This is a genomic window from Cytobacillus sp. C11.1 (genome assembly GCF_058145115.1).
This window is the reverse complement of the sequence record NZ_CM176935.1, coordinates 3,202,315-3,228,992: the sequence shown is the minus strand read 5'-3', so window position 1 is coordinate 3,228,992 and position 26,678 is coordinate 3,202,315. Positions and strand designations below refer to the sequence as shown.

The following is a 26,678-nucleotide window of genomic DNA, read 5'->3' as shown; positions in this document are numbered from 1 at the left end:
AGCAATTAATTATTTTAATGTTTTTTTAAGCGTGTTTTGATTTCAAATCCTGTCTTTTCAGATGTATGTCCGGTACCATGCCCATTCACTTTGATCCGAATAACAGAAAAGTTACCTACCATATAATAACACCTTCCAATGCATGTAACAAGGTTATTTTAGGATAGGCTCTGTTAAATACCTGTTGATCTCCGCCACAGGGTGCTAAAAAGCAACAATAAGCTTTAGCTGGGCCTTAGGATAAATAATATATAGCTCTTGTCCTCATCAAAATCCCAATCAATAAAATAATCTGTAACATCTGTGTTTAAGTAACTTTCTAATGCAGTAATATGTTCTCCAATTAGTCTCTTCTCTTGATTTCTTTTGGCAATTCTGAGTGTCTCTTCGTATCCCAGCTTGATTAATTCCTTTTCAATACTGACAAGGATCCCTTTTCTGACAACAATCAATTTCCGATCATCCATCTTGAATGAATAAATAACATCCGGTGATTTTTCAGCTTCTATACTGACCTCATCAATAACGCCATTAACCTTTTTGCTATCTTTATAGTTATTTTCATTTGAGTCACGGTCCGATATTAATGCCAGAACCATTCCTGATTGGCCTTCCAGATTCCAGTCATAATAAATTTCCTTCACATCTTTGTTTATATATGCTTCTAGCTGGGATTGAATTTCTCCCTTTAAATTTTCCATTAAAAGATCCCTGGTCCGCTGGATATAGTCAATCTTTTGATGTTCCATTAAAGATTTCTCAAGGGTTGTCAGAAACCCGGTTATGTAAATGGCGATTAACGAGTCTGATACAGAACAAAAGATATTGCCCGGACCTCGCCCAAACTTTTCCCGAAACAGGCGGCCCATATAACTATTAATTTCCTTCTCTAATACAGCAGTTTCCATATTATCCCTCACAACTTAATTTATTTCTATCTTTCCCTATGGGGGTAAAGATAAACCCTTTGAATAGAAGTCGATAAACTGTTACCTCAAGTGATTATCGACACATTGTTTACTGCTATTATTTCGAGGCGTCAAGCAGTTTTAAAAAGAGTTCATTAGAATTTTTTGTTGAATTCATTCAATGGCTTCTGCTTAAACGAATGAAATACATGGGATCATCATAACATTTGGGGTATAGGCTGATTGATAACGGACACAAGGCCGGCTACATTTCTAATCCATTCATCTATTGGTTAAATGATAATAAGATCCCTGGCTTATTTTTCAGACAGTTTGGTTATTCAATTTCATATTCTACTGGAAGGAAGGGGTAATCTTGAAATCTAAACAAGGAAATAGGTTTATTCAGGCAGTAGACATTCCTCAAGAATTGTATCAGTCATTAAAAGGAAAGTATTTTATCGGTTATGCGGATGAATTAAGCTTTGGAAGAGGCATGAGTGCATGGGCGAGGCTGTATAATCCCCCTAACTCTGGCGTGAATTTGCATGTCAATGTGTGGACAGTTACGGATGTAGCAAATTCAACCTTCCGAGCCCAATTCTGGTTTAACACAAAACCGCCTGGGACTCCAATTGAATCAGAGTTAGTAACACCTGCGAATACCGCAATAACTCCACTGCCAAAACCCAAGGTAAAACTGCAATATGCAAATAATGTGTCTGGTGAGCCAACCGGAGGAATAAAAGCCTTTGTTCGCAGAGCAGAGCCTGAAATGACACTCGTTGATACAGAAAATGGAAAATTTATTTTCCCTCCTGGCGGTTCCTTTCTTGTATTCTTATCAAACCCTGAATCACCTAGAGTCGCGACATCAGGAAGGGTGGCTTTTGGATGGTGGGAAGATAAAAGATAAATAAATTCTAATTTAAAAAGGAACTCAATGATGAGCTCCTTTTGTTTTTATTTTGGCTGTTTTCTAAAATATAGTTGTTATTGAATAAGATCAGTGAATAAAAACATTGTTAAATAAGGTTGGTTGATTGGAGCGTAAGGTGCGAGACTCCTGCGGGAGGAGTGGGACAGGTGAGACCCCACAGGCGCTGCGCGCCGATGAGGCTCACCGCCCGCCCCGCGGAAAGCGAGCATCCTGGAGCGGAAATCAACCACTCCTCACTACTTGTTTAAAAAGCAAACATTATTTTTCATAAAGCCCCATAAAGATGGGTGCGATTCTGCAAGGCTTTACTTCGATTTTCTGCCATACGTTTTCAGTGACATAAGGCTCCACTTTGAGCCATTGATCCAATTCCTCTCTTGATGGGTACTCCACCACCATCATGGAACCGATCATTTTTCCTTCATCATCAAGGATAGCTCCGCCATACAGGTGCTCGCCTTCTTCAAATCTTTTCTCCAAACCTTGCAAATGTTCTTCCCTTGCCGCTAATCTTCTTTCCAAAGCGTTCTCATCGGTCCCGTCATAGGCTGTGATAATAAATTGCATATCTCTGTGTCCCCTTTTCCTAATGATATTATTTTGGCACTTCCTGTTTCGATAAAGCAGCAACTGCCTCGATCTCCACTAACTGATTCCCATAACCCAAAACGGTGACTCCCGACAAAGTACTTGGCACATCGTGAGAACCAAATGCTTCTCTAACTGTGTTCCACACTGTCACTAAATCAGGCTGCTCGGTGGATGCTACAAGCACTCTCGTATAAGCTACATCCCTTAGTTCAGCACCACATTCCTTCAGCGCCGCTCTTAAATTTTCAACACAGAGCTTTGCCTGTTCTTCGTATCCGCTTGCTTCAGGTACTCTGCCTTCATCATCAAGCGGACAAGCGCCTGCCATAAAGTATAAGTCCATGCCAGAAGGTACATGAGATGCGTAAGCGTAATCTACTGAAGGCAGGTTATTGGAATGAATTAAGGTGATTTTTTTGCTCATTTCAATATTCCTTCCTAATCATCCGTTTTGGTTTCCTATTAAACTTCCACGCAGGTGTTTATTTTTCCTTTAAAGAGGCTCTCTATTTTTCTTTTTTTCTCCGTCTACTAAATGCTCAACAATCCGCTCTATTACTTACTTGGAAAGAGCTCTTTCATTAGGATAGGGAAAAATCATTTTCATTTCTCCTCCATTTAGTAGAAAAGTGGCTGCTCTCTGGAACAGCCACTTTGTGAAGGTTATAGCGTTTATTGTTTCGAGTATGGTTCCCCGTAATATTTTGCTGCCGCGTCAAGTCTTTTCGGGATTACTTCAGGGTGATAAAAACGCCTTCAACCTTTTCTCTTGGTTTCCTTTTTTACTCTTGTATTATGTGATGGGAGCCGGATTGAATAGGCTCAAAGAGTTTTGTATACCCCAGTGTTCAGCCCAGGTCTTTTTTCGCCCGCTTGCAACGTCAAGAATAAAATGAAACAGCTCCCAGCCTTTGGTTTCGATCGTTTCTTCTCCTGTTGCGATTGTACCTGCATTAATATCGATCAAGTCCTTCCAATTTTCCTGCAATGAATTCTGGGTTGAGACTTTAATAACTGGTGCCATTGCTAATCCGTAAGGTGTACCACGGCCAGTCGTAAAAACCTGCAAATGAATACCCGATGCCAGCTGCAATGTCCCGCATACAAAGTCGCTTGCCGGAGTTGCCGCAAAAATCAATCCTCTCTCTGCTGCTTTCTCCCCTGGAGCCAGCACTCCAGCTATGGGGCTGGTGCCCGATTTTGCGATCGATCCAAGTGACTTTTCCACGACGTTGGAAAGTCCGCCTTTTTTATTTCCGGGTGATGGATTGGCACTCCGGTCTGCATCACCTTTTTGCAGATACTCATCGTACCATTTCATCTCTCTTATCAGTGCTTGCCCTACCTCCTCATTGACTGCCCTTGGGGTTAAAAGGTGAATCGCATCACGGACTTCCGTTACTTCTGAAAATAAAACGGTTGCCCCCGCTCGCACAAGCAAATCGGCTGCAAACCCGACAGCAGGATTAGCCGTTACTCCTGAAAAAGCGTCGCTTCCTCCGCACTGTAAACCAATCACTAAATCAGACACAGGACAGGTTTCTCTTTTTCGTCGGTTTAGTCTTTCAAGTTTCTCCTCAGCCGTCTCCATGATTTCAGCAACCATGTTCGTGAATCCATTCTGATCCTGGAGTCTGACAATATCCTTTTTGTTTGCCTTTGCTGATATGGTTTCAGGCACTAACTTTTCACAGCCCAATCCAACGACCATAACCTCACCGCCAAAATTCGGATGGGAAGACAGGCTTTGAATGGTCCGGATCGGAACTTTAGCTTCCGGTGCATGGATGGCAACACCACAGCCATACGTATGGTTTAATGCCACCACGTCATCTACATTCGGATACTTTGGGAGCAGCTCCTCTTTCACTCTTTTTACAGCATAATCAAGCACCCCTGCAACACATTGCACACTTGTCGTGATGCCAAGGATGTTTTTGATGCCTGCACTGCCGTCTTTATTTCGATAACCTTCAAACTTAAATCCTTCCAGGGGCTGGGCAGGTTCAGGAACTTTCGTAGCGATTGGCAATTTATCAAGCTGCGGTGGCAGGGGCAGAGTGAGGGAGGATTCATTTACCCAACTTCCCTTTTTAAGAGCTTTCTTGGCGTATCCGATTATTTCTCCATAGCGGATAATGGCTTCATCTTGTTCAATATTTGTCAATGCTGCCTTATGTCCTGGAGGAACATAATCCACCAGCTTCAGGCCGCATGGAAAAATGGTGCCTGCTTTCAAACCGCCTGGATTGACAATAATGCCAACATTATCATTTTGATGGACTTTTATATAATGGGGCACAATGGCTATCCCTTTAGTCATGCTATCTCTCCATTTCATTTACATATTCATCGGCAAAAAACATTTCAGCCGGTTTTGACAGGACATCTATTTCTTCTATTTCCATTGCTTCTGGCAGTAAGCTCTCTGATATCCAAATTTCTTTCACATCAAGCGTATTTTTAATCCTCACAACTCGGACCTGGTTTAGGTCTACGACATTTGACGTTTTGATACATGCCTGAACGGCCAGCTTTTCGTTAGGCAGAAACATTGGTACTTTTACTGCATTTACAACTGTACTTGTTACCGCATTAAAATACCCCTTTTCCCATTCAATCGCATCAAAGACTTTTCTCGTGATGATGTCCGCAAAGCCTATTCCATTTGCATTGCCATGCGTTTTATTTGTCAATCCGAGGATAACGACCCGGCAAGCTTCAGTTCCGGTTGTATTCTTTTTGAACGGAGTGGGATATCTGCCGGTCATTTGGGGATCCATTCCGCTGCCTGATATGTCTTTTCCCACTTCGTCCACTACCAGCACATCCATTTTATTTATAAGAAGGCGGGGCATCAGGGCTTTTGCCTCGAGCAGCAGCTCCTGTTCGGTTTCTTCTATTTTTTCTGCAGGAATGGCTATAATCTTAGCCGGCCGGTCATATGCATTTTCAATCGTGGCCAAACCAAATATGATCGGGGCTTGGGAAAGGATCATTCTTGCCATTTCCGGGACATGTTTAGCCATATGGCCAAAGCCATATTTATGGGCTGAATCTGCCCCCTTCCTCTTTCCCAGTCCAATTGTGATCATTTTCATCAAACCGCTCTCAACCGGTCCATCAAAGGCGGTATGCTGTTTAATGCGGTTAATGACAATGATCTTATCTGCATGAAAAGCATGGCTGTCAACAAAAACTCCAAGCCCATTGTCCAATTTGCCTATTTCCTCAACACTCATGCTTGAATGGATCGGCGCCAGAACGGATTCCTCTGTAATACCAAGGTCCTTCAGTACCTGAATTTGCCCCTCCGCAGTTGCTCCGCCATGGCTGCCCATGGCTGGAACAATAAATGGAAAAGCAGACACTGCTTTTACGGCTTTAACTGTTTCTCTAACAATAATAGGGATATCCGCCACTCCCCGGCTGCCAACTGCGATGGCAACCCGGTCTCCTTCTTTTATCCTGGATAAAACATCTGCTTGAAGAATGGCATGTCTCACAGCCTCGGCTGTATCCTTGATTTCCGGCGCTTTGAAGTTCTGTCTGACTTTTATCATTCTGGGAATCGGAATATCCCTTAAAAGATCTTCGATTTTCTCCATATACAAGCTCCTTTTCTTTTAAAATGGCTTTGTTAAATGTGCCTGCTGATTTCCGCATCAATCAACAGGGTGCCAAAAATCAATTTTAAGCTTTAACACAGCCTTTAAAATAGAAAGTGCTTATCCATCCAACTCGCTGAATAAGCACTTTTTACTGGAATCACAGACAGAGCCGGAAATTCTTTTTCTACCTAACAAGGCAAGGTTTTTTATGGTCAAACTTCCAGCCGGAAATGAGGAATTGCATCGCAGCTGAATCATCTCTCGCCCCAAGTCCTTTGGATAAATAAAGCTGGTGTGCCTTTTCGATCTGATCCATATCAATCTCGATTCCCAAACCCGGCTGATCAGGCACTTTTACCTTCCCGTTTTCAATTTTTAACGGATCCTTTGTAAGTCTTTGTCCATCCTGCCAAATCCAATGTGTGTCAATGGCAGTAATATTCCCAGGTGCAGCAGCTGCCACATGTGTGAACATGGCGAGTGAAATATCAAAATGATTGTTGGAATGCGAGCCCCATGTGAGTCCCCATTCATGGCACATTTGGGCTACACGAACGGATCCTTGCATTGTCCAGAAATGCGGATCTGCCAAAGGAATATCGACGGATTGAAGCTGGATGGCATGGCCCAATTGCCTCCAATCGGTTGCGATCATGTTCGTTGCGGTTGGAAGCCCCGTCTCGCGCCTGAATTCTGCCATTACTTCTCTTCCGGAGTATCCGCCTTCCGCTCCGCATGGATCTTCGGCATAAGCCAATACATGATGCTGGTCCCTGCACAGCCTGATCGCATCTTTCAATAGCCACGCGCCATTTGGGTCGAGGGTGACGCGTGCGCTTGGAAACCTTTCAGCAATAGTCGTCACTGCTTCCATTTCCTCTTCTCCCCTCAGTACGCCGCCTTTTAATTTAAAATCATTAAAGCCATAGCGGTTATGAGCTGCCTCCGCTAGCCGGACAATGGCCTCAGGTGTCATCGCTTCTTCATGACGCAGGCGAAACCAGTCATCCTCCACATTTTCACCGCTTACGTAAGGAAGATCCGTTTTGTTCCGATCCCCTATATAGAAAAGATAGCCCAGCATCTCTACTTCATCGCGCTGCCGCCCTTCACCCAATAAAGCAGCAGCTGGCACATCCAGGTATTTGCCTGCTAAATCGAGCAATGCCGCTTCAAGTGCAGTAACGGCATGTATCGTTATCCGCAGATCAAAGGTCTGGAGACCCCTTCCCCTGGCATCTCGATCAGCGAATTGTTTGCGGACAGAATTTAATAGATTATTGTACCTTCCGATTGACTGGCCAAGGACAAGAGGCTTTGCTTCCTCCAGGGTCTTCCGGATTGCTTCCCCGCCAGGCACTTCCCCAACTCCCTCATTTCCTGCATTGTCTTTTAAGATGACGATATTGCGGGTAAAGTAGGGGCCGTGTGCACCACTAAGATTTAAAAGCATACTGTCATGTCCGGCAACCGGAATAACGGTCATTTCTTTAATAACAGGTGTATGGGTTTTGACGCCTTCAGATTCTCCCAGCTCAGTGATACCCTTTGCACTCATACAAACACTCCTTCTCTCAATCAAGTCTGCGTCAGACGCCACAATAACAGGATTTCCCCCTCCCATTTCCAGCTGATCTTATCCGTTTCTCGCCATGTTAGCAGGATTGGCACTTTCTGCTACCTTTCAGGTTTCTGAATTTACCCCATTCGCCATTTATGCTTTTAAACGTTTCAATTTAAGTTTTGTACTTAATTTATATCCTCCTATTCTGAAGTCTCTGGTTACGATCGGATACTCTCTTTGCTTTCAAATGGATATCTTTCCAATGTAGCCTTAATAACAGATTCCAGATCTCGGTAATCATCCTCAGAAAGCGGTACAATAGGAGGCCGTACAGTGTTGGCAACACCTAATCCCATGATTTCCATACCGGCTTTTATCAGGGAGACCGCATAACCCTTTTTGGATTTTCGTATTTTGTTTAACGGAAGCAAAACATTGACATATATGTCACGAACCAGTTCCTGGTTTCCTTTTTTTAAAGCATCGAAATAAAGCCTTGAAATATGGGGAATGTAGTTTGACATGGCTGAGGAGTAGCTTCTAAAGCCAATATTTAAATACGCAGGCATCGTAATTTCGGCAAATGGCATTCCATTTAAGTATTCCAATCGATCTCCAAGAGTTTGGGTGATTTCCAGATTTAATTCCATATCTCCATGTCCATCTTTTATCCCTACTATTTGAGGGAACTCATCTACTAATCTCTGTAATGTTGGTAAATTTAAAATCGCATTGTCTCTCTGGTATAGAATGGCATTCAATTCACTGTGTTCCAAAATCGTTTTATAATAGTTATAAAGACCCTCCTGTTCCCCTGTTATTAAATAGGGAGGAAGAATTAAATACCCCTCCACGCCCAGATCTTCTGACAGCTGCACTAATTCAAGAGCTGATGAAATATTCCCTCCTACTCCCGAATAAACCGGAACCTTCCCGTCAGCAACTTTTAAAGCTGTTTCAATCATAACTTGGTACTCACCTTTGCTAATGGCATGAAACTCTCCGGATCCACAAGCGATGAAAATAGAACTCAAACCTTCTTTAACTAAAAATTGAATATTTGCTATTAGTGCAGGTACATCCAAGGAACCGTCTTCTTTATACGGAGCAGTCGGAAATCCCAAAATGCCTGTTGGCGCTTTTCTTACAATTGACATAAATACAGCCTTCTTTCTATTTGATTTTTATTCTTTTGGTAATCGCTCTCACATGTATTAGTTTTTTACACAAGCCCTAAATGATTTTGAAAGATAACTAAATCTAATTGCCATTCTGGAAAAATTCCCCTGAAACTTTGAACGGTTTCTCTATTTATCAATCGGTTATACCTTTGATCGGCGGCTATCAAAGATTTAAAAAAAGCATCCTAAGGGATGCGAAATATGAGTTATTTGTGCCGGAAAGAGCTTTACAAAGGATTAGCCGACAGGCCCCTTAACTCCTCAATCGTCTTTGTAACCGAAATTTGCTGAGGGTCCGTTAACACCTCAATTAAAAAAGGACTATTTGCAGAAAGAGCTCTGTGTAAAGCAGGGATAAAATCTTTATTCCTTTCAACCGTTACACCTTGCCCGCCCATCACTCTCATTAATTCTGCAAAATCCGGATTTGTTAAATCTGTTCCTATAACTCTTTTAGGATATCTTCCTTCCTGATGCATCCGGATTGTACCGTACATATTATTATTCACCACGATTAAAATCACGGGAATATTATATTGCACACATGTTTCCAGCTCTTGTACTGTCATCATGGTCCCGCCATCACCAGAAATGGCAATAACAGGCCGGTCAGGATGTGCAAGCTTAGCTCCTATAGCTGCAGGAAGGCCATAACCCATAGCTCCAGATGTTGGCCCTATATAGGTTCCTTCTTTATTAAATGAGAAGTACCTGGATACCCATCCAAAAAAATTGCCCGCATCACTTGTAAGAATGGTATCCTCAGCAAGTTCATTTCTTAAGTCGTTCATTACGCCTTCTAAATCAACAAAGTCCTCTCTGTTAATTGGCTTCGGGGTTGAAAAATCAACATAGCATCTCCTGGCATTTGCCGCATAGTTTTGGTCTATTAAGCCGCTTTCAAAATGATTCTTAACGGCACTTAAAAGATCGTCCAAAAAGTTCTTCACATCACTTACAATTCCGAGAGCAGGCTGGTAAACTTTATTCAGCTCACCTTCTGAAATATCAACATGAATCAGTTTTGTATCACGGTTAATCAATGTATAATCCTGCGTTGTCACTTGGGAAAAACGGGTTCCTAATGCCAAAATAACATCAGCACTTTGGATTAAGTCTTTTAAGTATTTCGGAATGCCAAAGCCTAATGATCCGGCATACAGAGAGTGATTATTCGGAAAAGCATCAAACCTCCGGAACGCAGTGACCACAGGAATCTTTAATGTTTCCGCCACCTCAATAAGCTCAGGAGTGCATTTTGTATGGGTTACTCCGCCTCCAGCGATAATCACCGGCCGCTTTGCCTTTTCCAGCAATGCCTTTGTCTCTTCAATAGCCTCGGCTGATGGACGTGGTTTTGTCTTAACAGAGAATGAATTAAATACCATATCTGCAGTTTGATCCAATATATCAACAGGAAGGGAAATTACGACTGGGCCCGGCCTGCCTGATCTTGCAATGTGAAAGGCACGATGAACAAGCTCTGGCACTCTTGATGGTTCCCTTAATTCAGCTGTCCACTTCACGATATGTTTAAAGTACTCAGCCAAATTAACTTCCTGAAATCCTTCTCTTCCTATAAAATTGCTTTCCACTTGGCCAATAAATGCAACAAGGGGAGTCGAATCCTGATAAGCTGTATGCAGCCCTATTGATAGATTTGTCGCACCTGGGCCACGGGTTGCCAGACATACCCCTACTTTTCCAGTTGCTTTTGCATACCCTTCAGCCATGAATGCTACGCCGCCCTCTTGTCTGCCGCTTATGAGCGAGATTTCCGGATAATCATACATCGCATCCATTACACTTAGATAACTTTCCCCAGGGACACAGAAAGCTTTCTCGACACCTTCTCTGGACATAACCTCTACAATGGCTTTAGCAGCTGTCATCGTTTCTATCATAATGTTTGCCCCACATTTAAAAGACTCCAGCTTTTTAGTATCTCTGAGACTGCTTTTCTGTCTCCTTCATTTAGTGGATCGACAGGCTCCCTTGTTACACCGGCATTTAACCCGATCATTTCCATTGCCTCTTTAATAACGACAACGTTATTCCCGTTGTTATATTTAGCTCTTAAATCTTCAAAACCAACAGAGTCTTCCCAAGCTTTCCAAACTGTTTTTGCATCTCCTTCGCGAAGCCCCCTTAACATGGCAAAAGATAAATCCGGATTGATATTCACAATACCGGATGTAAAGCCTTGGGCACCTGCATTCCAGAAAAATGGAGCCCATTTTTCTGCAGTTCCGCAAATCCATGCTAAATTGTGCTCATCCGGAACCTCACTAACGACCTTTCTAAAGCGGGGCAGATCATTAATCGCATATTTAACTCCGATGAATTTTTCCAATGGAGCCAATTCCTTTATGACATCATCACTTAAGTTAGGGTCTTTAAAATAAATAATGGAGGGGATATCTAATGCCTCAATGATTCTCTTAAAATATGAAATTGCACCTCTCGTTGTTACATATGGCTGAATGGGCTGATGGATCATGACACAATCAGCACCTGCTTCCTGTGCATCTTTTCCCAATTCAATCGCTGTTTCAGCTGAATAGCCGACTCCTGCCACGACGGTGGCCTTACCATTAACCAATTCTATTACTCTTCTCGTTTCTTTTTTTGCTTCTTCCAATGTTAACGTGTAGAATTCACCAGTATTTCCATTCGGTACGATTACTTCCGTTCCATTCTTCAATAGAAATTGAATATTTTCTTCTAATGCATCCCAGTTAATGTCCTTTGTATCTTCATAAAAAGGGGTAATATTAATGGCGCAAATGGTTTCCAATTTTCTGGCTAACTCTTTAAAATTCATATTTTTTCTCTCCTGTCCTTTAGTTTTTTACAGTAGTTTCTTTAGCACCTTTAATATAATCTGAAAAAGATTGATTAAGCAGAGAAGTTACAGTTAGGCAAACATAGTCTGCTCCCCATTCCTTTCTGCTTCTTGCCCCTCTGCTGTCCTTGGTATGGATCCCTACTTTTACTCCGTAATCTTGTGCAGTAACCTGTATGGAGTCAATCGCCTTCAGCACTTCCGGATGATCAATGCTTCCTTCATAGCCAAGAGAAACAGATAAATCTGTTGGGCCTATATAAACCATATCAATTCCAGGAACACTTAAAATTTCATCTAAGTTATTTAATGCTTCCTTGCTTTCAATATGAATACAAACGAGTGACTGTTCGTTTGCATGTTTTAGATAATCAGCAACCGGTACAGTTCCATACCGTGCCGCTCTCATTGAAAAAGCCGCACCTCTTTTGCCAGCCGGCGGATATTTTACAGCATTCACAACCTGCTGCGCTTCTTCTTTTGAATTTACTTGCGGTACATGAACGCCATGTGCACCGCGGTCCATTACTTTTAGAATTTCAGCCGGGTCGCTATTTACAACTCTGACAATAGGAGTAACCCCTGCCAGCTCTGCAGCAATCACCATATGTTCAATATTTTCTGCAGAAAGCATTCCATGCTCGTTATCAATAACCACTACATCAAAGCCGTTATATCCAGCGATTTCAACCAGCTGTGTAGAAGGAATGCCAATAAATACACCAAATGCAGTGTCCGGGCTTGAAGTCCCATTTAACTTCGCTTTTAATTGATTCCTAAACATTCAATCATCTCTCCCTTTTGGCCTTTATAAATAGGCTTTGTTTAAAACTAATTGTTGTTTTAGCACCCTGTTGATTGGAGCGGAAGGTGCGAGACTCCTGCGGGAGAAGCGTGTCAGCGGGAGACCCCACAGGTGCGAATGCACCGAGGAGGCTCCCGGACCGCCCGCTGTTCGCTGAGTGCCTGCAGCGGAAATCAACAGGCAAAATTAACAGAGCCTATAAATTCATCTCTTTTGTAAACAGATGTTTATTAACACAATTTCGCGGTTGTTCTTCACTTAGAACATTTATAATTTCCTTTGCTGCACCGGATGCCATCGCCTCAAGTGAATCTTTTGTATGTGCAGCCATATGCGGTGTCACAATGACATTTTCCAACTCCCATAAAAAATGATCCTTTTGCGGTGGCTCTTCTTCAAACACATCCAGGCCTGCTCCTGAAATTCTTTCATTTTTAATGGCATCATACAGAGCTTTTTCGTCTACCAGCCCGCCTCTTGCACAATTAATCAGAAAAGCACTGGATTTCATTTTATTTAACTCTTTTTCCCCGATAAAATGGTGGAGATCTGAACTGTAGGGAAGATGCAAAGAAACAAAATCTGATTTACTTAATAGGAGATCAAGGGAGCTGACAAACTCCACATAATCAAACTCTTCTTCATTCTTAAAATAAGGATCGTAAGCCATAACGTTCATATCCAAGCCTAATCCGCATTTTTTAGCTGTTAATTGACCGATACTGCCAAAACCGATTAAACCCAATGTCTTGCCTTTCAGCTCTGATCCAATGTACAAATCCCGAACTCCAAATTGATTCATTCTTAATGCTTTGTCAGCCTTCAGAATCCGATGAGCTAAAGAAATCATCATACCAACCACTTGTTCAGCTACTGAGTTTGAATTTGACTGCGGAACATTGCAAACATATATCCCTCTTTTAGCGGCTGCTTGAATGTCGACATTATCGTATCCCACCCCTGAGCGGGCAATCACTTTTAGCTTTTTTGCTTTCTCTATTAATCCCCGGGGAATATTTCTGGTTCTAACAAGCATTCCATCACAATCAGCTGCTAATTCTTCCAGTGTTTCATCCTCCAGGTTTTCCGGGATCACAACTTCAAAGCCGGCTTCCTTTAACATTTTATATCCTATTTCCGGAATATTCTGAACAACTAAGACTTTAAATGGCCTCATCTTTAAACCTCTTTCCTTTAATGGCTGGTTTTAGAACCCTGGTTCTTCTCCATTGCATAAAGACAACGATTAATAGAAGCGATATACCAATAACATCAGTAACTGGACCGGCTTTAATGAGGGTCAGTGAACTGGCAAGCAGCATGAGTCTTTCGATGGCATTTGTACGATCCAGCAAATAACCGACCACTGCTGTTCCTAAAGCAAACACCCCTATAAGTGCTGTTGCAAATGCAAGTCCCGCCGCTAAATAGTCATTTGTCTGCAAAAGCAATACTGGAGAATAGACAAAGATAAACGGAACGATAAATCCTGTAATCCCCAATCTAAATCCAGTCCAGCCCACCTTTGAAGGACTTTCTCCGGAAAGGCCTGCAGCGGCATATGAAGCTAATGCAACAGGAGGTGTAATGGCAGACAAACAGGCAAAATAAAGAACAAAGAAATGCGCAACAATCGGTTCAACACCCAGTTGAGTTAAGGCTGGTGCTGCAACAGTGGCTCCTACGATATAACAGGCAGCAGTAGGAAGGCCCATGCCCAAAATGATGCATGTTATCATTGTTAAGAGCAATGTAAGTAATAATTGGCCTCCTGAAAAGACTAAAATGAGATTTGCCAGTTTTAATCCAATACCGGTTAATGAAACAACACCAATAATAAAACCTACAACCGCAGTCGCAATTGAAACGGTAATGGCTCCTTTTGCTCCCTGCTCCAGCGTTCTCAGTAATGTTTTGAAATCCATTCGTGTTGATTTCCGCAAAAAGCTGACTGCGTAAGTTGCTATGATAGAAAAGAACGCTGAATAGATGGGCGTATAACCCGCCAATAACATATAGAGAAGCAGGGCGATCGGCAGCAGCAAGTGAGCTCTTTCTAAGAATACCTTCTTTATGTCAGGCAGCTGATCTTTTGGAATACCGGATAATCCAGTTTTCAAAGCTTCGTAATGGACCATCACCCATAAAGAAACATAATAAAGGATGGCCGGAATAATCGCAGCAATAATGATATCTTTGTATGGAACTCCTAAAAATTCAGCCATAATAAAAGCTGCAGTACCCATGATTGGCGGAGTAAACTGTCCGCCTGTTGAGGCTGTTGCCTCAATGCCTCCAGCAAACCGTCTTGAATACCCAACCTTCCTCATTAAAGGAATCGTGAATACCCCTGTTGATGCCACATTTGCGACTGCACTTCCATTAATCATCCCTAATGCCCCGCTGGTAATAATGGAAACCTTTGCCGGACCGCCTACTTTATGTCCTGCCCCAGCCATCGCAGCATTTGTAAAAAAGCCTGACAATCCAGTCCCATTCAGAAAAGCTCCAAATAAAATAAAGAGGAAAATATAGGCCGCTGATGTTCCGAGTGCAATTCCAAATATCCCTTCACTGCCTATGTACATATGCTCAATCAAGGTAGTTAGGTCATAGCCGCGATGTGTCATATCCCCCGGCAAATACGGTCCAAGGTAAGCATAACCGAGGAAAAGCAATGCTAATATCGGCAATTCAATGCCGATAGAGCGTCGGGTAGCTTCCAAGACAACAACCATGGTAATAAAGCCCATAATTAAATCCATTGTTGTGGTGGACATGCCTCTTATAGCAATGGTGTCGAACATGACTACTAAATAACCTGTTGAAATGGCTGCAATAATCGCAAAGAGATAGTCAAAGATTGTTGGTTTTTCCTGGCTGGATTTCTTTCTACCGGGATACAGCAAAAAGATGAGGACTAAGGCAAAAGCTAAATGAAGGGCTCGGTGTTTTGTTGAAACCATAGGTACGCCTGCCGTAAACAAATGAAAAGCTGACATGGCTACTGCAATGGAAGCAACTAATAACCCTGCTTTCCCCTTGATATTTCGGTATCTTGTTTCAACATCGTATTTTTTCGCTATTTCGTCAGCATTTATTTTTTCATCCAATTCTGTAGGGACCTCTTTCACATCAGTACCCTTATCTTCAGAATTCTCGTTTTCCCGCTCATTCTTTGGCTCTTTTTTCATATGGATCACCTCTTTCAATGAAATCTTTACGGAGCAGAAATATTCTGCCCCGCTTAGCAGCCGATAACCTTACAGCCAATTAATCTACTTCAATTCCTTTTTCCTTATAGAATTTAATAGCTCCATCATGGAGAGGGATGGTTTTTCCGTCCACAGCATTTTCTAATTTAATATTTTCAGCTACATTATGAGTATCTATTAAAAAGTCCACGTTATCGTATAACGTTGTCAGCAATTCATAAACAAAGTCTTCCGAAAGGTCGGCACTTCCATGCAGCCAGTTGGCAACTGCAAAAGTTTCAATTGGCTCCGGCTGATTCGGATAAGTATCTGCTGGAATGGTGAAAGGATAATACGCTGCGTTGACCTCTTCCGCAAGTGTTTTAACCGTTTCTTCTTTAATAGGAATAATTTCATATTCCCCTGTGCTCAAAATGTCAAGCATATTGGAACTGCCTAGTGCTGCAATCATATTTGCCCCGGCAGCCTGCCGATTTCTCAGTAATTCTACTGCTTGGGCTTCGCTGACATATTCAGGAGTAATATCGTCGTACTTCAGCCCCGCTGCTTTTACAAGATCCTGGCTGTTAAGCTCTGTCGCACTGCCGGCAGCTCCCACAGCTATTTTTTTCCCTTCAATATCTTTGATTTCAGCAATTCCTGCATCTTTTCTTACTACAAATTGCATAACATTCGGATAAAAATAAGTGAGCTGGCGGATTTTCTCCAATTTTTTTCCTTCAAATTGTCCAGTGCCATTAAATGCTTCCTGAGCTACACCAGCCTGTGCAATCCCCAGTTCTGCCTTTCCCTTATCAATGTTTTCCAGAATGACAGGGCTTCCTGGAGTTGATTGGGCATTTGTATCAATTTCAGGGAATTCATTCCCAAGGAGCTGCGCTATCGCATTTGCCATCAGGAAATAGGTCCCTCCGCTAGTTGCACCTGCAACTGTTAAGAATTTAGGATAATCCTTTGACTTGGAATCGCTTTCATTTTTACCCTCGCCATTTGTGCTTTCTGCACCGCATGCAGACAAAATCATAGCTAACCCAAGAACTAAACTGATCAAAATGCCTTTATATTTCCTCATTAATTCCACCCTCTCAATTAATTAGTTAGACGATTGCTTAATAAATCACCTAAATACTGATCATATATTCTCTAATGAAATGCGTTTTTGTTCCCTTGCAAAAGCGACGGCCATCGGAATATTGCTTTACAGTAGTACTATGCTGATCCTTTTTTATGCTCTGTTAATGCCCAATGTTGATATTAGCACCCTGTTGATTGGAGCGTAGGGCACGAGACTCCTGCGGGAGAAGCGAGTCAAAGGGAGACCCCACAGGCGCAGAGCGCCGAGGAGGCTCCCGGACCGCCCGCGGAAAGCGAGTGCCCGGAGCGGAAATCAACAGGCCAGTTTAACAAAGCTATTTTATTAAAAGAATCATATCCCTAATATTTTGGAGAGATAGAAAGATTGCTAGCTTTCTTGAAAGACATTTAAAAATACAAGAAATCTTTTTCATTAACCGCCCCCTTGGATAAGATTTTCTGAAGAAGAAATGCCTTTATTAAGAACATCTACTGCAGTTCTCATAATATGATCTTTCATCAATTTTTCAGAAAGGTCAGGATTTCTGCTTTTTATTGCTTGAAAAATCTGATTATGTTCATTAAAGCCCTCAATAACTTCCATATTGTGCTTCAAAGCTCTTTTCCTAAACGCATTATCAAAAGCGATTACATTATTCAGCGTTTGAAACATAATAGGATTCTTCGCTGCTTCCCTGATAATTAAATGGAACTTTAAATTGGCAGCAACTAGCTTTTCATAATCCTTTGCTTCCGAGAGGTTTTTCATAATAAGAATCTGTTTTTCCAGTAATTCCAATTCCTTGGCTGAAATCTTAATAGCTGCCAGCTTAGCGGCAAGGCCTTCCAGCACAGCTTTTACCATCATAAACTCTTCAATGGAGGTATCAACAAGCTGGGAAACATACGTCCCTTTACGCGGGATCGTTTCGACTAAACCATCATGGGATAAAACCCTTAAAGCTTCTTTGATCGGTGTAGTGCTAATTTCCAAAAGATCAGATAGCTCTCTTTCAATTAATTGATCCCCTGGCTTGTAGTGGCCGATAAAAATAGCTTCTCTTAAAAACTCTATAACCACATCCCTTAAAGACTTAATACTTTTTGTTTTTGTTGTAGCTTCTGTTAAAATTTCATTTATGTCCATAATTTTTTGCCTCTTTCCTACTAAGGATTTAGATGAGTTAGTTATCTGATATCTGATATATCACAAAACCCCAAAAAAAATTTAAAACTTTCTTTCCTGTTTCCAATCTAGCAATAAGTTTATACTCTTTAAACAGTTGTGCTGTCTGCCATAAACTCTTCTATAGCAAGCCCGTGATCCTCTCCTAACTTTTTAAGCTCGGAATAAACAGCCTCACTAATGTTTAAGCCTTCTGATTGTGCAGCTTCTTTCTTTAATTGTTCAATATCTCCCGGCATGAAAACCCTATCAAACCCTTGGGCAGGAGGACTTTCAATTGTCTGTCTGATTCTTTCATCCATTCTTTCCTTAAAGGTTTCCAATTCTATAAAATGACTAATATTTATTACGATAAATAAATGTCCCAGCTGCTGAGGCGAATCCCCATCATACATTAAAGGAATGTCTTCACCAAATAATGCACCAGTCATAACCCCTGACATAATATCAACCATCATGCCAAGTCCAGAACCTTTTGCACCAAACGGAAGCAGAAATCCTTTAAGAGCCTCTTCCGCATTCGTTGTTTCATTTCCGTCTTCAGTAATCGCCCATCCTTGAGGAATCGTTTGTTTATTTTTAGCAGCTAAAGTAATTTTGCCCCTGGCAACGGTGCTCGTTGCCATATCAAGCACAACTGGATGCTGATTTGTCGGTACGGCGATACATACAGGATTCGTTCCCAATGTTGGTTTTTTTGAACCCCAAGCTACCATTAAAGGAGAGGCATTGGTTGTGACAAGCCCTAAACACCCTTCTTCTGCCGCCATCTTTGCAAAGTAAGCTGCAGTGCCAAAGTGATTCGAATTTCTAACGGCTGTTACAGCACATCCAAATTTTTTCGCTTTTTCAATCGCCTTTTCCATTGCTACTTTTCCAGCGTATTGCCCCCACCCATTGTTTGCATCGTATAATGCCGTAGATGGGGCGTCCCGAACCAAACTTAAATTTGTTTTATTTTCAATTAAGCCCTTTCTTAGCCGGGTTATGTAATCTGATAATCTCGTAACTCCATGTGAGTCGACACCGATCTCATTTGCCTCGACCAGACTCTCAGCGATGATCTCAGCCTCTTCCTCAGGCAAACTTTCCTGAATTAAGATCCTTTTGCAATACAATTTTAAATTTTCAACTTGTATTTTATACAATTCCTATCAACTCCCTTTATAGTATTTATGCTATTGATATCTGATATATCACAGACTATACATTAAATTCATAATTTACACAATAGTCTGAATAAATTTTATTTTAATTTAGTCATATTTTCCCAAACTCATATTACTGAAGCGAAAATCACTCCCTACTCCAATTTAAAAAGCAACAAAGCTGAAAGCAGCCTAATAAAAAGTCATTACACCCGGTATTTAATCATACCTATATGATGGGGTTTCCACTATATATTAAAAGGAGATGTTTTTTTTGAATCCTTATTACTATCCATATTATCCATATCGAGTAAATAACTGGGGACAAATTTTGAATTTATTGCAGCAAAGTTTATATGCTGAAGAAATGGTGTGTTCGATGAGTTCTGAACTTTTCCATATACCCGAAACCAAAGATTTAAAAGGGAATGTCGAGATGCATAATCATCTTGTTCCAGCCTCCTATCACCGCGTTACTGCCGTAGGGTGCGCCCAAAGACTCGTGAATGGCGAGCAGCGTCAATCCATAATAGACACCATGGCTGCTTGTATTATAAATGCCGAAAATCAAGATCGAAAAGTACGGGAAGGTTTAATAACGATGGAGGAAAATTCACCGCCTGAATATAAAGCGTTTATGAATTTGATAATTAAATGGCAGGACCAGGCAGAAAATTATTTAGCACAAGCAAAAGATTCTTTGCGGACAATGGGTGTTGCCTTTCCTCCTGCAGGAAGTGAACAGCAGGATGGGGAATACAATCTTTATTGAGGGGCTGGACTGCTTTTAATGTTACAAACACAGAAATGATCCCAGCAGATTTGGAGTCATCGTTGAAAAGATGCGTATAAATAATGACACGCTTAAATGAAGAAGAAATATCCCAACCTGAGCTTTCCAGGAAATATAGTTATAATCTATCGAGTGCAAATCGTTGCACTCGTTTTTATTATCAGTGGACCCCTGGATATAATTCACCTTGAAAAGGCATCTAAATGAATGGCAACTCTAACATAAAACCTATCAATGCTTCATATTTTAACTAAGCCACATCTCTTATGCTCCCATATTGTCCAAGGAGGAAATAGGCAATGATCGCAACTCAGTATAAAATTACTTTACCAGGTGATTATGATATGCAAATCATTAAAGCAAGGGTAAAAAAGAATGGCCATAAAACAGACGGATTTCAGGATCTGAAATTCAAATTATATTTGATAACAGAAAAAGGAATAAACGACAATAAACAAAATAGCTATTGCCCCTTATACCTTTGGAAAGACAGCAGCGGCCTAAACAAGTTTTTATTTGATGGATTTTACGACAATATCTTAAACTCATTTGGCTGGCAGAGTGTTAAGGTGGGAATACCGCTCATTGACACCACTTCATCTACTATCATGGAGAGCAAATACCTGTATCACATCACAGAAAGAATCCAGCCACAGGAAAGTCTTCTTAACCTAAAAGCCAATATAAAAGAAGAGCTTTCAGAATTGGAGTATCCCCATTATTTGGTTACATACAATCCTGATAAATGGGAGTATGATGCGTTTTACTTTTTAACCGATTTAGACATCTTAAAGGAAAGAAATGGAGTCATCTATAAGATCCTTCATATATCCCAATAACATTATGTATGCTTGAGCGTTCAACACGCCCAAGAACGAGTATAGCTACTCGCCATAGCAAACTTTAACGCAAACAAAACCAATGCAATAATATTCGCAGTTCTCGTCTGGAGTTTCTCCAATTTCACTTCTGGGTATTATTTCGATCAGCGGTACTATTGATTTAACAGTTCGGCGGGAGCAGCGGCTTGTTTGATCTTCGTTTGAATGATTCAACATATCCTTATCACCCCCCTTCATAATATGCTATTCAGGAAGAGGGACAAGTGTATGGTTGATATGCAGAGAATTAAGGATTTGTGTAGCAATCATATAAAATAGCACCTAGCTTTGTATTTGGGCGTGTTAAAGCCAATTATTGATTTTAGCACCCTGTTGATTGGAGCGGAAGGCACGAGACTCCTGCGGGAGAAGCGTGTCAACGGGAGACCCCGCAGGCGCGAATGCGCCGAGGAGGCTCTCGGACCGCCCGCGGAAAGCGAGTGCCTGGAGCGGAAATCAACAGGCAAGTTTAACAGAGACGTACTTTTATAATGTTGGCTAAAAAGAAAGTATATACAATAAAACAGCCTCAGCAATTCGCTGAGGCCATTTTATGTATATACTTCCAGTTCCTAAATAGCTTTTTGATCACCTGCAATAATTGCTTCTTCCGCTTCCTCTTTGCTAAGCTTATAGACTCCTATCCCGGCGAAAGCTAATATGATGGCAATGATCGGTGTAAGATAAGTCATAACGGCCCATATTCCATAACCGCCAGCTCCATAGATTGGCACCCCTAAGGTGCTGATATAAAATGCACCGGATGTTCCCCATGGGACAAGGGCTGCTACCATAGTCCCTACATCTTCTATGCTCCTTGATAGAGTTCTGGCTGCCATCCCCGCTTTAAGGAATGGCTTTTTGAACATTTCCGGGAGCATGATTGCCACCGTGTAGGAAGTACCGGAAAAGACCAGCAATACCAATCCGGTGAATAAAGTAGTGATCATCAGCGGGCCGCGCGTCCTCACTCTGTTTGCAAGCGGAGCAATGGCCACCTCCAGGAATCCTGCCTTGCTGATGATCGCAGTATAGGCATATCCGCAATAAATGATGATGACAACACCGACCATAGAAACTATTCCCCCACGATTTAGCAGGGTAAGGACACTTTCAGCCAAATTGGCTGGATCCACTCCAGGAACCATGCTGACATTAAACCCTCTTAACGAAGCAAATATCCCAGCTTCCAGCGTGAACCCCTGATACAGGACCCCAATGGCAATAGCTGATAAACAGGCAATGAGCATCGTCGGCACAGGTGGCTTTTTCGTAATGGCCCCTGCAAGAATAATAATAAATGGCAAAATCAGCAGCGGATTCCAATTAAACATCTCAGCCAATCCCGCCTGCATTGCTACCGCTTCTTCCGGCACCCCTTCTCCGGTAATCTCCAAATTGAGACCAACGATGTAGAAAAACACAAGGGTTATGACAGCGGCAGGAATGGTTGTCCACATCATCGATTTTATATGGTCATATAGATCCACACCTGTAGTAGCGGCTGCCAGATTTGTTGTCTCAGAGAGCGGCGACATTTTATCCCCAAAGATCGAGCCGCAAATAACTGCTGCTGCTGTAATATGAAGCGGCACACCGAACCCGGCCGCTATGCTCATACATGCCAGGCCGGCAGTTCCTGCTGAGCCCCAAGAGGTACCCGTAATGGTTGAGAAAACAACACACAATAAAAAGGTTGTTACTAGGAGATATTGGGGAGTGACGATATCAATTCCGTAGAAAATCAGCATAGGAATGGAACCGCTAAAGATGAAAGTCGAAATGACCATTCCGATTACCCAGATGATCAGGATCGCAGGTGTCGCTCCTGCAATACGGCTGCTGATGGCTTTTTCCTGTTCGCTCCATGAATAGCCAAGCCTCCATGCCAGGATGCCAGCACATCCTGCCGCTGCAACCATCATCAATTCTACTCTTAAACCAAACGCCAGAAACCCAACAAATACGAATACGAACATAAATAATAGGGCTAATATCGATTCTCCATATGTCGCTTTTCTTTTTTCCATAAACAGCCTCCTCTAAATTTTTCGTCCGATAACATTAAACAGAACCTTCTCTAATAAAACGTGCTGGTGAGAACGGTTCAATTTGATAATCCGTTCTTCCATATAGCGCAAGCTCTGCGCCGATTTTGCCCATGACAGGCGCAAGCTTAAAGCCATGCCCCGAGAAACCGGTTAAGTAGATAATACGGTCCTGGCCAGTACTGGTCCCAATCACTGGATGCCGATCTGCTGTATAAATCTCCATATATGAATTGACTCTTGAGGGATCAGGATACAAGCCTGGCAGATCTTTTTCAATGATCTCCGCAAAGGCAGCCAGCTCTTTTAGATCGACCGCCCGATCAAGCGAATCAGGACTGGAAATCCGGCTCTTTTCTGTGGTAAACATGCCGATTTTCACCATATTTCCGTCAACAGAAGGAAAACCGTAATAATAGAAGCCTTCCCTTTCCCTTGTGAATACAGGGAAATTCTTTTCGCAAAAATGATCGGCTTTTCTTGGAAGGAACCAGGCATTTACAAGCCGGCGGACATCCATGAAATCAGCAAACTCCTGCATGAAATTCACTGCCCATGGACCAGCTGTGATAAGCACTTTCCGAACCTTAAAGGTTTTGCCTCCAGCAAATATCCTCACGCCATCTCTTTCACTTTTAATATGATCTACAGCCGTGTGGCTATGAATCTCCGCTCCCAGGTCGCGGGCCCGTTGAACAGCAGAAACAATGGAAAGCTGCGGGCGGAGATAGCCTGACAGTTTATCAATAATGATTTGTTCACCTGCCTCCAAACGATGCTGCGGGTACCTTTTCCCGGCTTCTTCCCTATTCAGTACCTCATGATCCAACTTATATTCTTGTATACTTTTATAAACGTTTTTCATATCAGCTGTCTCTGGATGGCCAATGATTAAGCCGCTGGTTAAGGTTAATAAAGAATTGCCGGACTCCTCTTCCAGATTCCGCCATAACTTATAAGCATCCTTAAGCAATGGAACATAATTTGTCCCTTCTTTATACGCTGTCCGAAAAATTCTTGATTCACCGCCTGCAGCGGACCGGTCATGTCCGATGCCAAATTGTTCAAAACCGATGACAGAAGCTCCTGACTTAGCCAATTGCCACATCGCCATGCTTCCCATGGTTCCCAAGCCTATAATTCCAACATCTGCGTCCATCTCCAACCCTCTCTCTAAATATTTTGAATATTATAATTATAGTTGAGGTTAGTGACTGGAACAATGTGACTTGAGAACATGGTTTAGGATAAAACATATGTAAAATTGTGCATTTTGCACATATATAAGTTTGCTATGTTGGAAACTCAAGCATCTATTTGTCTATTTCGCTCTGTGTTACTTTCCTATAAGCTCCCATTCAATTAACGAAATACCTAAATACAAATATAGCATCTTACGGAAATCTTTTTTATTAATGCCTGTAATCTCTTCTATTTTTTCCAGTCGATTTTGCAATGTATTTCTATGGATATGAAGGGAATGGGCGGTATCCACTTTGCTGAAACCTGAATCACACCAAGCCTTTATCGTCTGTGATATATCCTCCCAGTCATCTGCTTCAAGCAGCGTCTTCATTTCCCTTTTCACCATCTCCATAGAATCTGGATCAATACTCTGAAGCAAGGTCTCCAGCTGATAATCATTGACATAAAAAACTCTTTCATTGCCTTTTTGTTTTTTGCCAATCTCTATCACTTTCCAGGCTTCACGATTTGATCGTTTGATTTCCGGAATACTGTCAGCAGCAGACCCAATACCAATGACCCCTTTGATGCTTTTTGCATCCAAACGCTTTACCAGCTGCTTGCATGCTGTAGCTAACTCGGTAGAGGAATGATCACTGAACCCTCCTTTATGCAAAATGATAAACTTATCATCTCCAATGTAAGTGGAAAGGTCTTTATGGGAAAAAACAAATTGAATTTCTTTTAATATCATTAATTTAGTGCGCTGAATACTGACTTCCAGTGATTCGTTATGATAATTGGAATCAGAAAATCCTCTGATTATCTCTTTCATATTCAGTATTTCGACAGCAACACAGATAAATGGCGCCTTGAGCTCATATCCGAGTTCGAAACTACGGGTTTTCAGCAGGTTTTCACTTGATTGATTTGCTTCAAATGCCAGGATTTCTTTTATAAATTGCTGATGGGCTTGCTGAGAAATTAGACTGGACTCCACAAGGATTTCTTCCCTCAGCATAATTTCAGCATGCTTTTTGACTAAGAGACCGTACTTCTCCACTTTATTTCTCTCTCCTGTAATCGCAATCGTTCCAATGATATTGCCATGTATTTCGATCGGAAGAGTGAAACCAGGTTTTGTCCCTTCAAAATGATCGATATAGCCGGGCCTGATGGTTAACGGCCTTTTATTTTTAATAACCGGTATAGAAGCTTCATGAAGGACCCCCAATCTTTCCTTATCGCTGGCAGCTATAATCGTACCGGTTTCATCGGTTATAATTACGTCATATCCGATTATTTCACTCGTTGACGCGGCAATATTTGTGGCGACTTTCTTCAGCATTTCATTCATCCCCTTCAACTGGGCTTTCATCATAATGAGCCAATCTTTCTTTCTATCTTTATATAAACTCTATAATATAAGACGTAAAATGCAAGTTACAAGATGTAATGGATAATAGAAAGATAACGCGGGATATAAGGCTTCTGGCTAAACAAAAAGGTCTGCCTCTGGATAAAAGCCAGGAACAGACCCTTTTTTTCTTATGATTCTGCACGAATCCCACTATCAATAATGCCCGCAGCTTTCCTCTTCCCTCTAAACCACGCATACACAATCGCCGCAATCAGCGTAAATCCAAGATATCCCATTAATGGATAAACCGTGCCGACCAATGTGATGAAGCCCACAAAGCTTGCACCAAATGCCGCTGCTCCAAATAAAACAACATAAAGGCTGAACTTCGGATTCTCCCTTTTTACCACACGTGCCGTGAAGGCATAAAGCATTCCAACCGCTGTGTTATAAATCATGCCGAGCAGCACGACGAACATTAATAAGCCAAACGCCGGTGAAATTTCATTTGCCAGCGCGAGAATCGGCATGTCCGATCCGCCAACGACATCCATTTTAACAAGCATGCCGACATTGATGATTAAAATAAGAACGCCCAGTCCGACACCGCCAAGGATTCCTCCCAGTCCAGCCTGTTTCTCATCCTTCGTTGTGCCACCCATAACGGCCAGCATCGCAGCACCTGCCGCTATATTGTAAGAAACATATAATAATGCACCCATAAACCAATTAGAAGCAGCTGGCGTTTGACTCTCCGCCAATTTCTGAACTTCTGCGAAATCAATCCCCATTGTACTTAATGCATAGCCGCCGATAATGATGACCATTAAGAGCAAGAATGGCGTTACAAGAGAGATAATCGATATTACTTTCTGGACATTCAGGCAAACCGTCAGGATCGCCAACACGGCCATAATGATATTCCCCGCCATACTCGGTATGCCGAACTGTTCTTCAAAAATGGAACCGGAACCTGCAAGCATGACAACGGCCACTCCGAAAAGGAAGAAGGTAATGATAAAATCAACTGCCATTCCAAGGTATTTGCCGCAAATATGGTAGATCACATCTTTATGGGAGTCTGTCTGCAGCCGGCTGCCAAGCTGTGTTAAGTTCATACCGAGGAACGCAAACAAGAAGGTTGCCACAACGGCTCCTATGATCCCCATCCACCCGAAGCTTGTGAAGAACTGCAAAATCTCTTGGCCGGAAGCAAATCCTGCGCCAACGATGACGCCAATAAATGCCCCGGCGATCTGAATACTCTTTTTCATTATTTTTCCCCCTTTTACTATTAGAATTTTGCGACAATTATTAGTAAAAGAGAAAGAGAGAATCCTCTC

22 protein-coding genes are annotated in these 26,678 nt (G+C 42.0%); 3 read left to right on the top strand and 19 right to left on the bottom strand.

Features of this window, described 5'->3' with window-relative positions; translation table 11 throughout:
- Nucleotides 1-224 precede the first annotated feature (224 nt).
- Nucleotides 225-908: a Na-translocating system protein MpsC family protein gene (locus AC3ZVC_RS15985; RefSeq protein WP_490064203.1), complete on the bottom strand. Its 684-nt coding sequence runs from the start codon at nt 906-908 to the stop codon at nt 225-227.
- Between the two features lie 376 nt (nt 909-1,284).
- Between AC3ZVC_RS15985 and AC3ZVC_RS15980 the strand changes: the two genes are divergently transcribed.
- Nucleotides 1,285-1,824, top strand: a complete 540-nt coding sequence (locus tag AC3ZVC_RS15980) for a DUF6143 family protein (protein ID WP_490064201.1) — start codon at nt 1,285-1,287, stop codon at nt 1,822-1,824.
- 282 nt (nt 1,825-2,106) lie between these two features.
- On the opposite strand, the gene AC3ZVC_RS15975 is transcribed toward AC3ZVC_RS15980, so the two are convergent.
- The 14 genes from AC3ZVC_RS15975 to AC3ZVC_RS15910 form a co-directional block, all read right to left on the bottom strand.
- On the bottom strand, nt 2,107-2,415 hold the full coding sequence (locus tag AC3ZVC_RS15975; protein WP_490064200.1) for a YciI family protein: 309 nt from the start codon (nt 2,413-2,415) through the stop codon (nt 2,107-2,109).
- A 28-nt stretch (nt 2,416-2,443) separates the two neighbouring features.
- Entirely contained in the window at nt 2,444-2,863 is a 420-nt protein-coding gene (locus tag AC3ZVC_RS15970) for a RidA family protein (protein WP_490064198.1), read from the bottom strand.
- A gap of 369 nt (nt 2,864-3,232) precedes the next feature.
- Nucleotides 3,233-4,762: a galactarate dehydratase gene (gene garD, locus AC3ZVC_RS15965; RefSeq protein ID WP_490064197.1), complete on the bottom strand. Its 1,530-nt coding sequence runs from the start codon at nt 4,760-4,762 to the stop codon at nt 3,233-3,235.
- 1 nt (nt 4,763) lies between these two features.
- Nucleotides 4,764-6,047, bottom strand: coding sequence for a nickel pincer cofactor-dependent isomerase, group 22 (locus AC3ZVC_RS15960; protein WP_490064196.1), 1,284 nt, complete (start codon nt 6,045-6,047; stop codon nt 4,764-4,766).
- 187 nt (nt 6,048-6,234) lie between these two features.
- A complete protein-coding gene (gene gudD / locus AC3ZVC_RS15955) occupies nt 6,235-7,608 on the bottom strand; it encodes a glucarate dehydratase (protein ID WP_490064195.1) in 1,374 nt (457 codons plus the stop codon).
- Nucleotides 7,609-7,832: 224 nt separating this feature from the next.
- Nucleotides 7,833-8,771, bottom strand: coding sequence for a 5-dehydro-4-deoxyglucarate dehydratase (kdgD, locus tag AC3ZVC_RS15950; RefSeq protein WP_490064194.1), 939 nt, complete (start codon nt 8,769-8,771; stop codon nt 7,833-7,835).
- A gap of 251 nt (nt 8,772-9,022) precedes the next feature.
- Nucleotides 9,023-10,699 carry a thiamine pyrophosphate-dependent enzyme gene (locus tag AC3ZVC_RS15945; protein WP_490064193.1) on the bottom strand — a complete coding sequence of 559 codons (1,677 nt, stop codon included), beginning with the start codon at nt 10,697-10,699 and terminating at the stop codon, nt 9,023-9,025.
- Nucleotides 10,696-11,619, bottom strand: a complete 924-nt coding sequence (locus AC3ZVC_RS15940) for a dihydrodipicolinate synthase family protein (RefSeq protein WP_490064192.1) — start codon at nt 11,617-11,619, stop codon at nt 10,696-10,698. Before AC3ZVC_RS15940 ends, AC3ZVC_RS15945 begins: the two co-directional genes overlap by 4 nt.
- 19 nt (nt 11,620-11,638) lie before the next feature.
- Complete coding sequence (locus tag AC3ZVC_RS15935) at nt 11,639-12,424, bottom strand: HpcH/HpaI aldolase family protein (RefSeq protein ID WP_490064191.1); 786 nt, start codon at nt 12,422-12,424, stop codon at nt 11,639-11,641.
- A 217-nt stretch (nt 12,425-12,641) separates the two neighbouring features.
- Nucleotides 12,642-13,622: a hydroxyacid dehydrogenase gene (locus AC3ZVC_RS15930; protein ID WP_490064190.1), complete on the bottom strand. Its 981-nt coding sequence runs from the start codon at nt 13,620-13,622 to the stop codon at nt 12,642-12,644.
- Nucleotides 13,609-15,639: a TRAP transporter permease gene (locus AC3ZVC_RS15925; protein WP_490064189.1), complete on the bottom strand. Its 2,031-nt coding sequence runs from the start codon at nt 15,637-15,639 to the stop codon at nt 13,609-13,611. The genes AC3ZVC_RS15930 and AC3ZVC_RS15925 overlap by 14 nt, the downstream gene beginning before the upstream one ends.
- A gap of 79 nt (nt 15,640-15,718) precedes the next feature.
- Nucleotides 15,719-16,732, bottom strand: a complete 1,014-nt coding sequence (locus tag AC3ZVC_RS15920) for a TAXI family TRAP transporter solute-binding subunit (protein ID WP_490064187.1) — start codon at nt 16,730-16,732, stop codon at nt 15,719-15,721.
- A gap of 435 nt (nt 16,733-17,167) precedes the next feature.
- Entirely contained in the window at nt 17,168-17,881 is a 714-nt protein-coding gene (locus tag AC3ZVC_RS15915) for a GntR family transcriptional regulator (RefSeq protein ID WP_490064186.1), read from the bottom strand.
- 128 nt (nt 17,882-18,009) lie between these two features.
- Nucleotides 18,010-19,068, bottom strand: coding sequence for an Ldh family oxidoreductase (locus AC3ZVC_RS15910; protein WP_490064185.1), 1,059 nt, complete (start codon nt 19,066-19,068; stop codon nt 18,010-18,012).
- A 274-nt stretch (nt 19,069-19,342) separates the two neighbouring features.
- On the opposite strand from AC3ZVC_RS15910, the gene AC3ZVC_RS15905 reads away from it, so the two are divergent.
- Complete coding sequence (locus AC3ZVC_RS15905) at nt 19,343-19,840, top strand: hypothetical protein (RefSeq protein WP_490064184.1); 498 nt, start codon at nt 19,343-19,345, stop codon at nt 19,838-19,840.
- Between the two features lie 320 nt (nt 19,841-20,160).
- Nucleotides 20,161-20,700: a DUF4865 family protein gene (locus AC3ZVC_RS15900; protein WP_490064183.1), complete on the top strand. Its 540-nt coding sequence runs from the start codon at nt 20,161-20,163 to the stop codon at nt 20,698-20,700.
- Nucleotides 20,701-21,314: 614 nt separating this feature from the next.
- On the opposite strand, the gene nhaC is transcribed toward AC3ZVC_RS15900, so the two are convergent.
- The 4 genes from nhaC to AC3ZVC_RS15880 all read right to left on the bottom strand — a co-directional run bounded on the left by nhaC (nt 21,315) and on the right by AC3ZVC_RS15880 (nt 26,609).
- Nucleotides 21,315-22,772 carry a Na+/H+ antiporter NhaC gene (gene nhaC, locus AC3ZVC_RS15895; protein ID WP_490064182.1) on the bottom strand — a complete coding sequence of 486 codons (1,458 nt, stop codon included), beginning with the start codon at nt 22,770-22,772 and terminating at the stop codon, nt 21,315-21,317.
- Nucleotides 22,773-22,806: 34 nt separating this feature from the next.
- Nucleotides 22,807-23,949 carry an N-methyl-L-tryptophan oxidase gene (gene solA, locus AC3ZVC_RS15890; RefSeq protein ID WP_490064181.1) on the bottom strand — a complete coding sequence of 381 codons (1,143 nt, stop codon included), beginning with the start codon at nt 23,947-23,949 and terminating at the stop codon, nt 22,807-22,809.
- A 177-nt stretch (nt 23,950-24,126) separates the two neighbouring features.
- Nucleotides 24,127-25,323 carry a CdaR family transcriptional regulator gene (locus tag AC3ZVC_RS15885; RefSeq protein WP_490064180.1) on the bottom strand — a complete coding sequence of 399 codons (1,197 nt, stop codon included), beginning with the start codon at nt 25,321-25,323 and terminating at the stop codon, nt 24,127-24,129.
- Between the two features lie 200 nt (nt 25,324-25,523).
- The gene (locus AC3ZVC_RS15880; RefSeq protein WP_490064179.1) at nt 25,524-26,609 is read right to left on the bottom strand and encodes a YkvI family membrane protein; all 1,086 of its coding nucleotides are present in this window, start codon (nt 26,607-26,609) and stop codon (nt 25,524-25,526) included.
- Nucleotides 26,610-26,678: the final 69 nt, after the last annotated feature.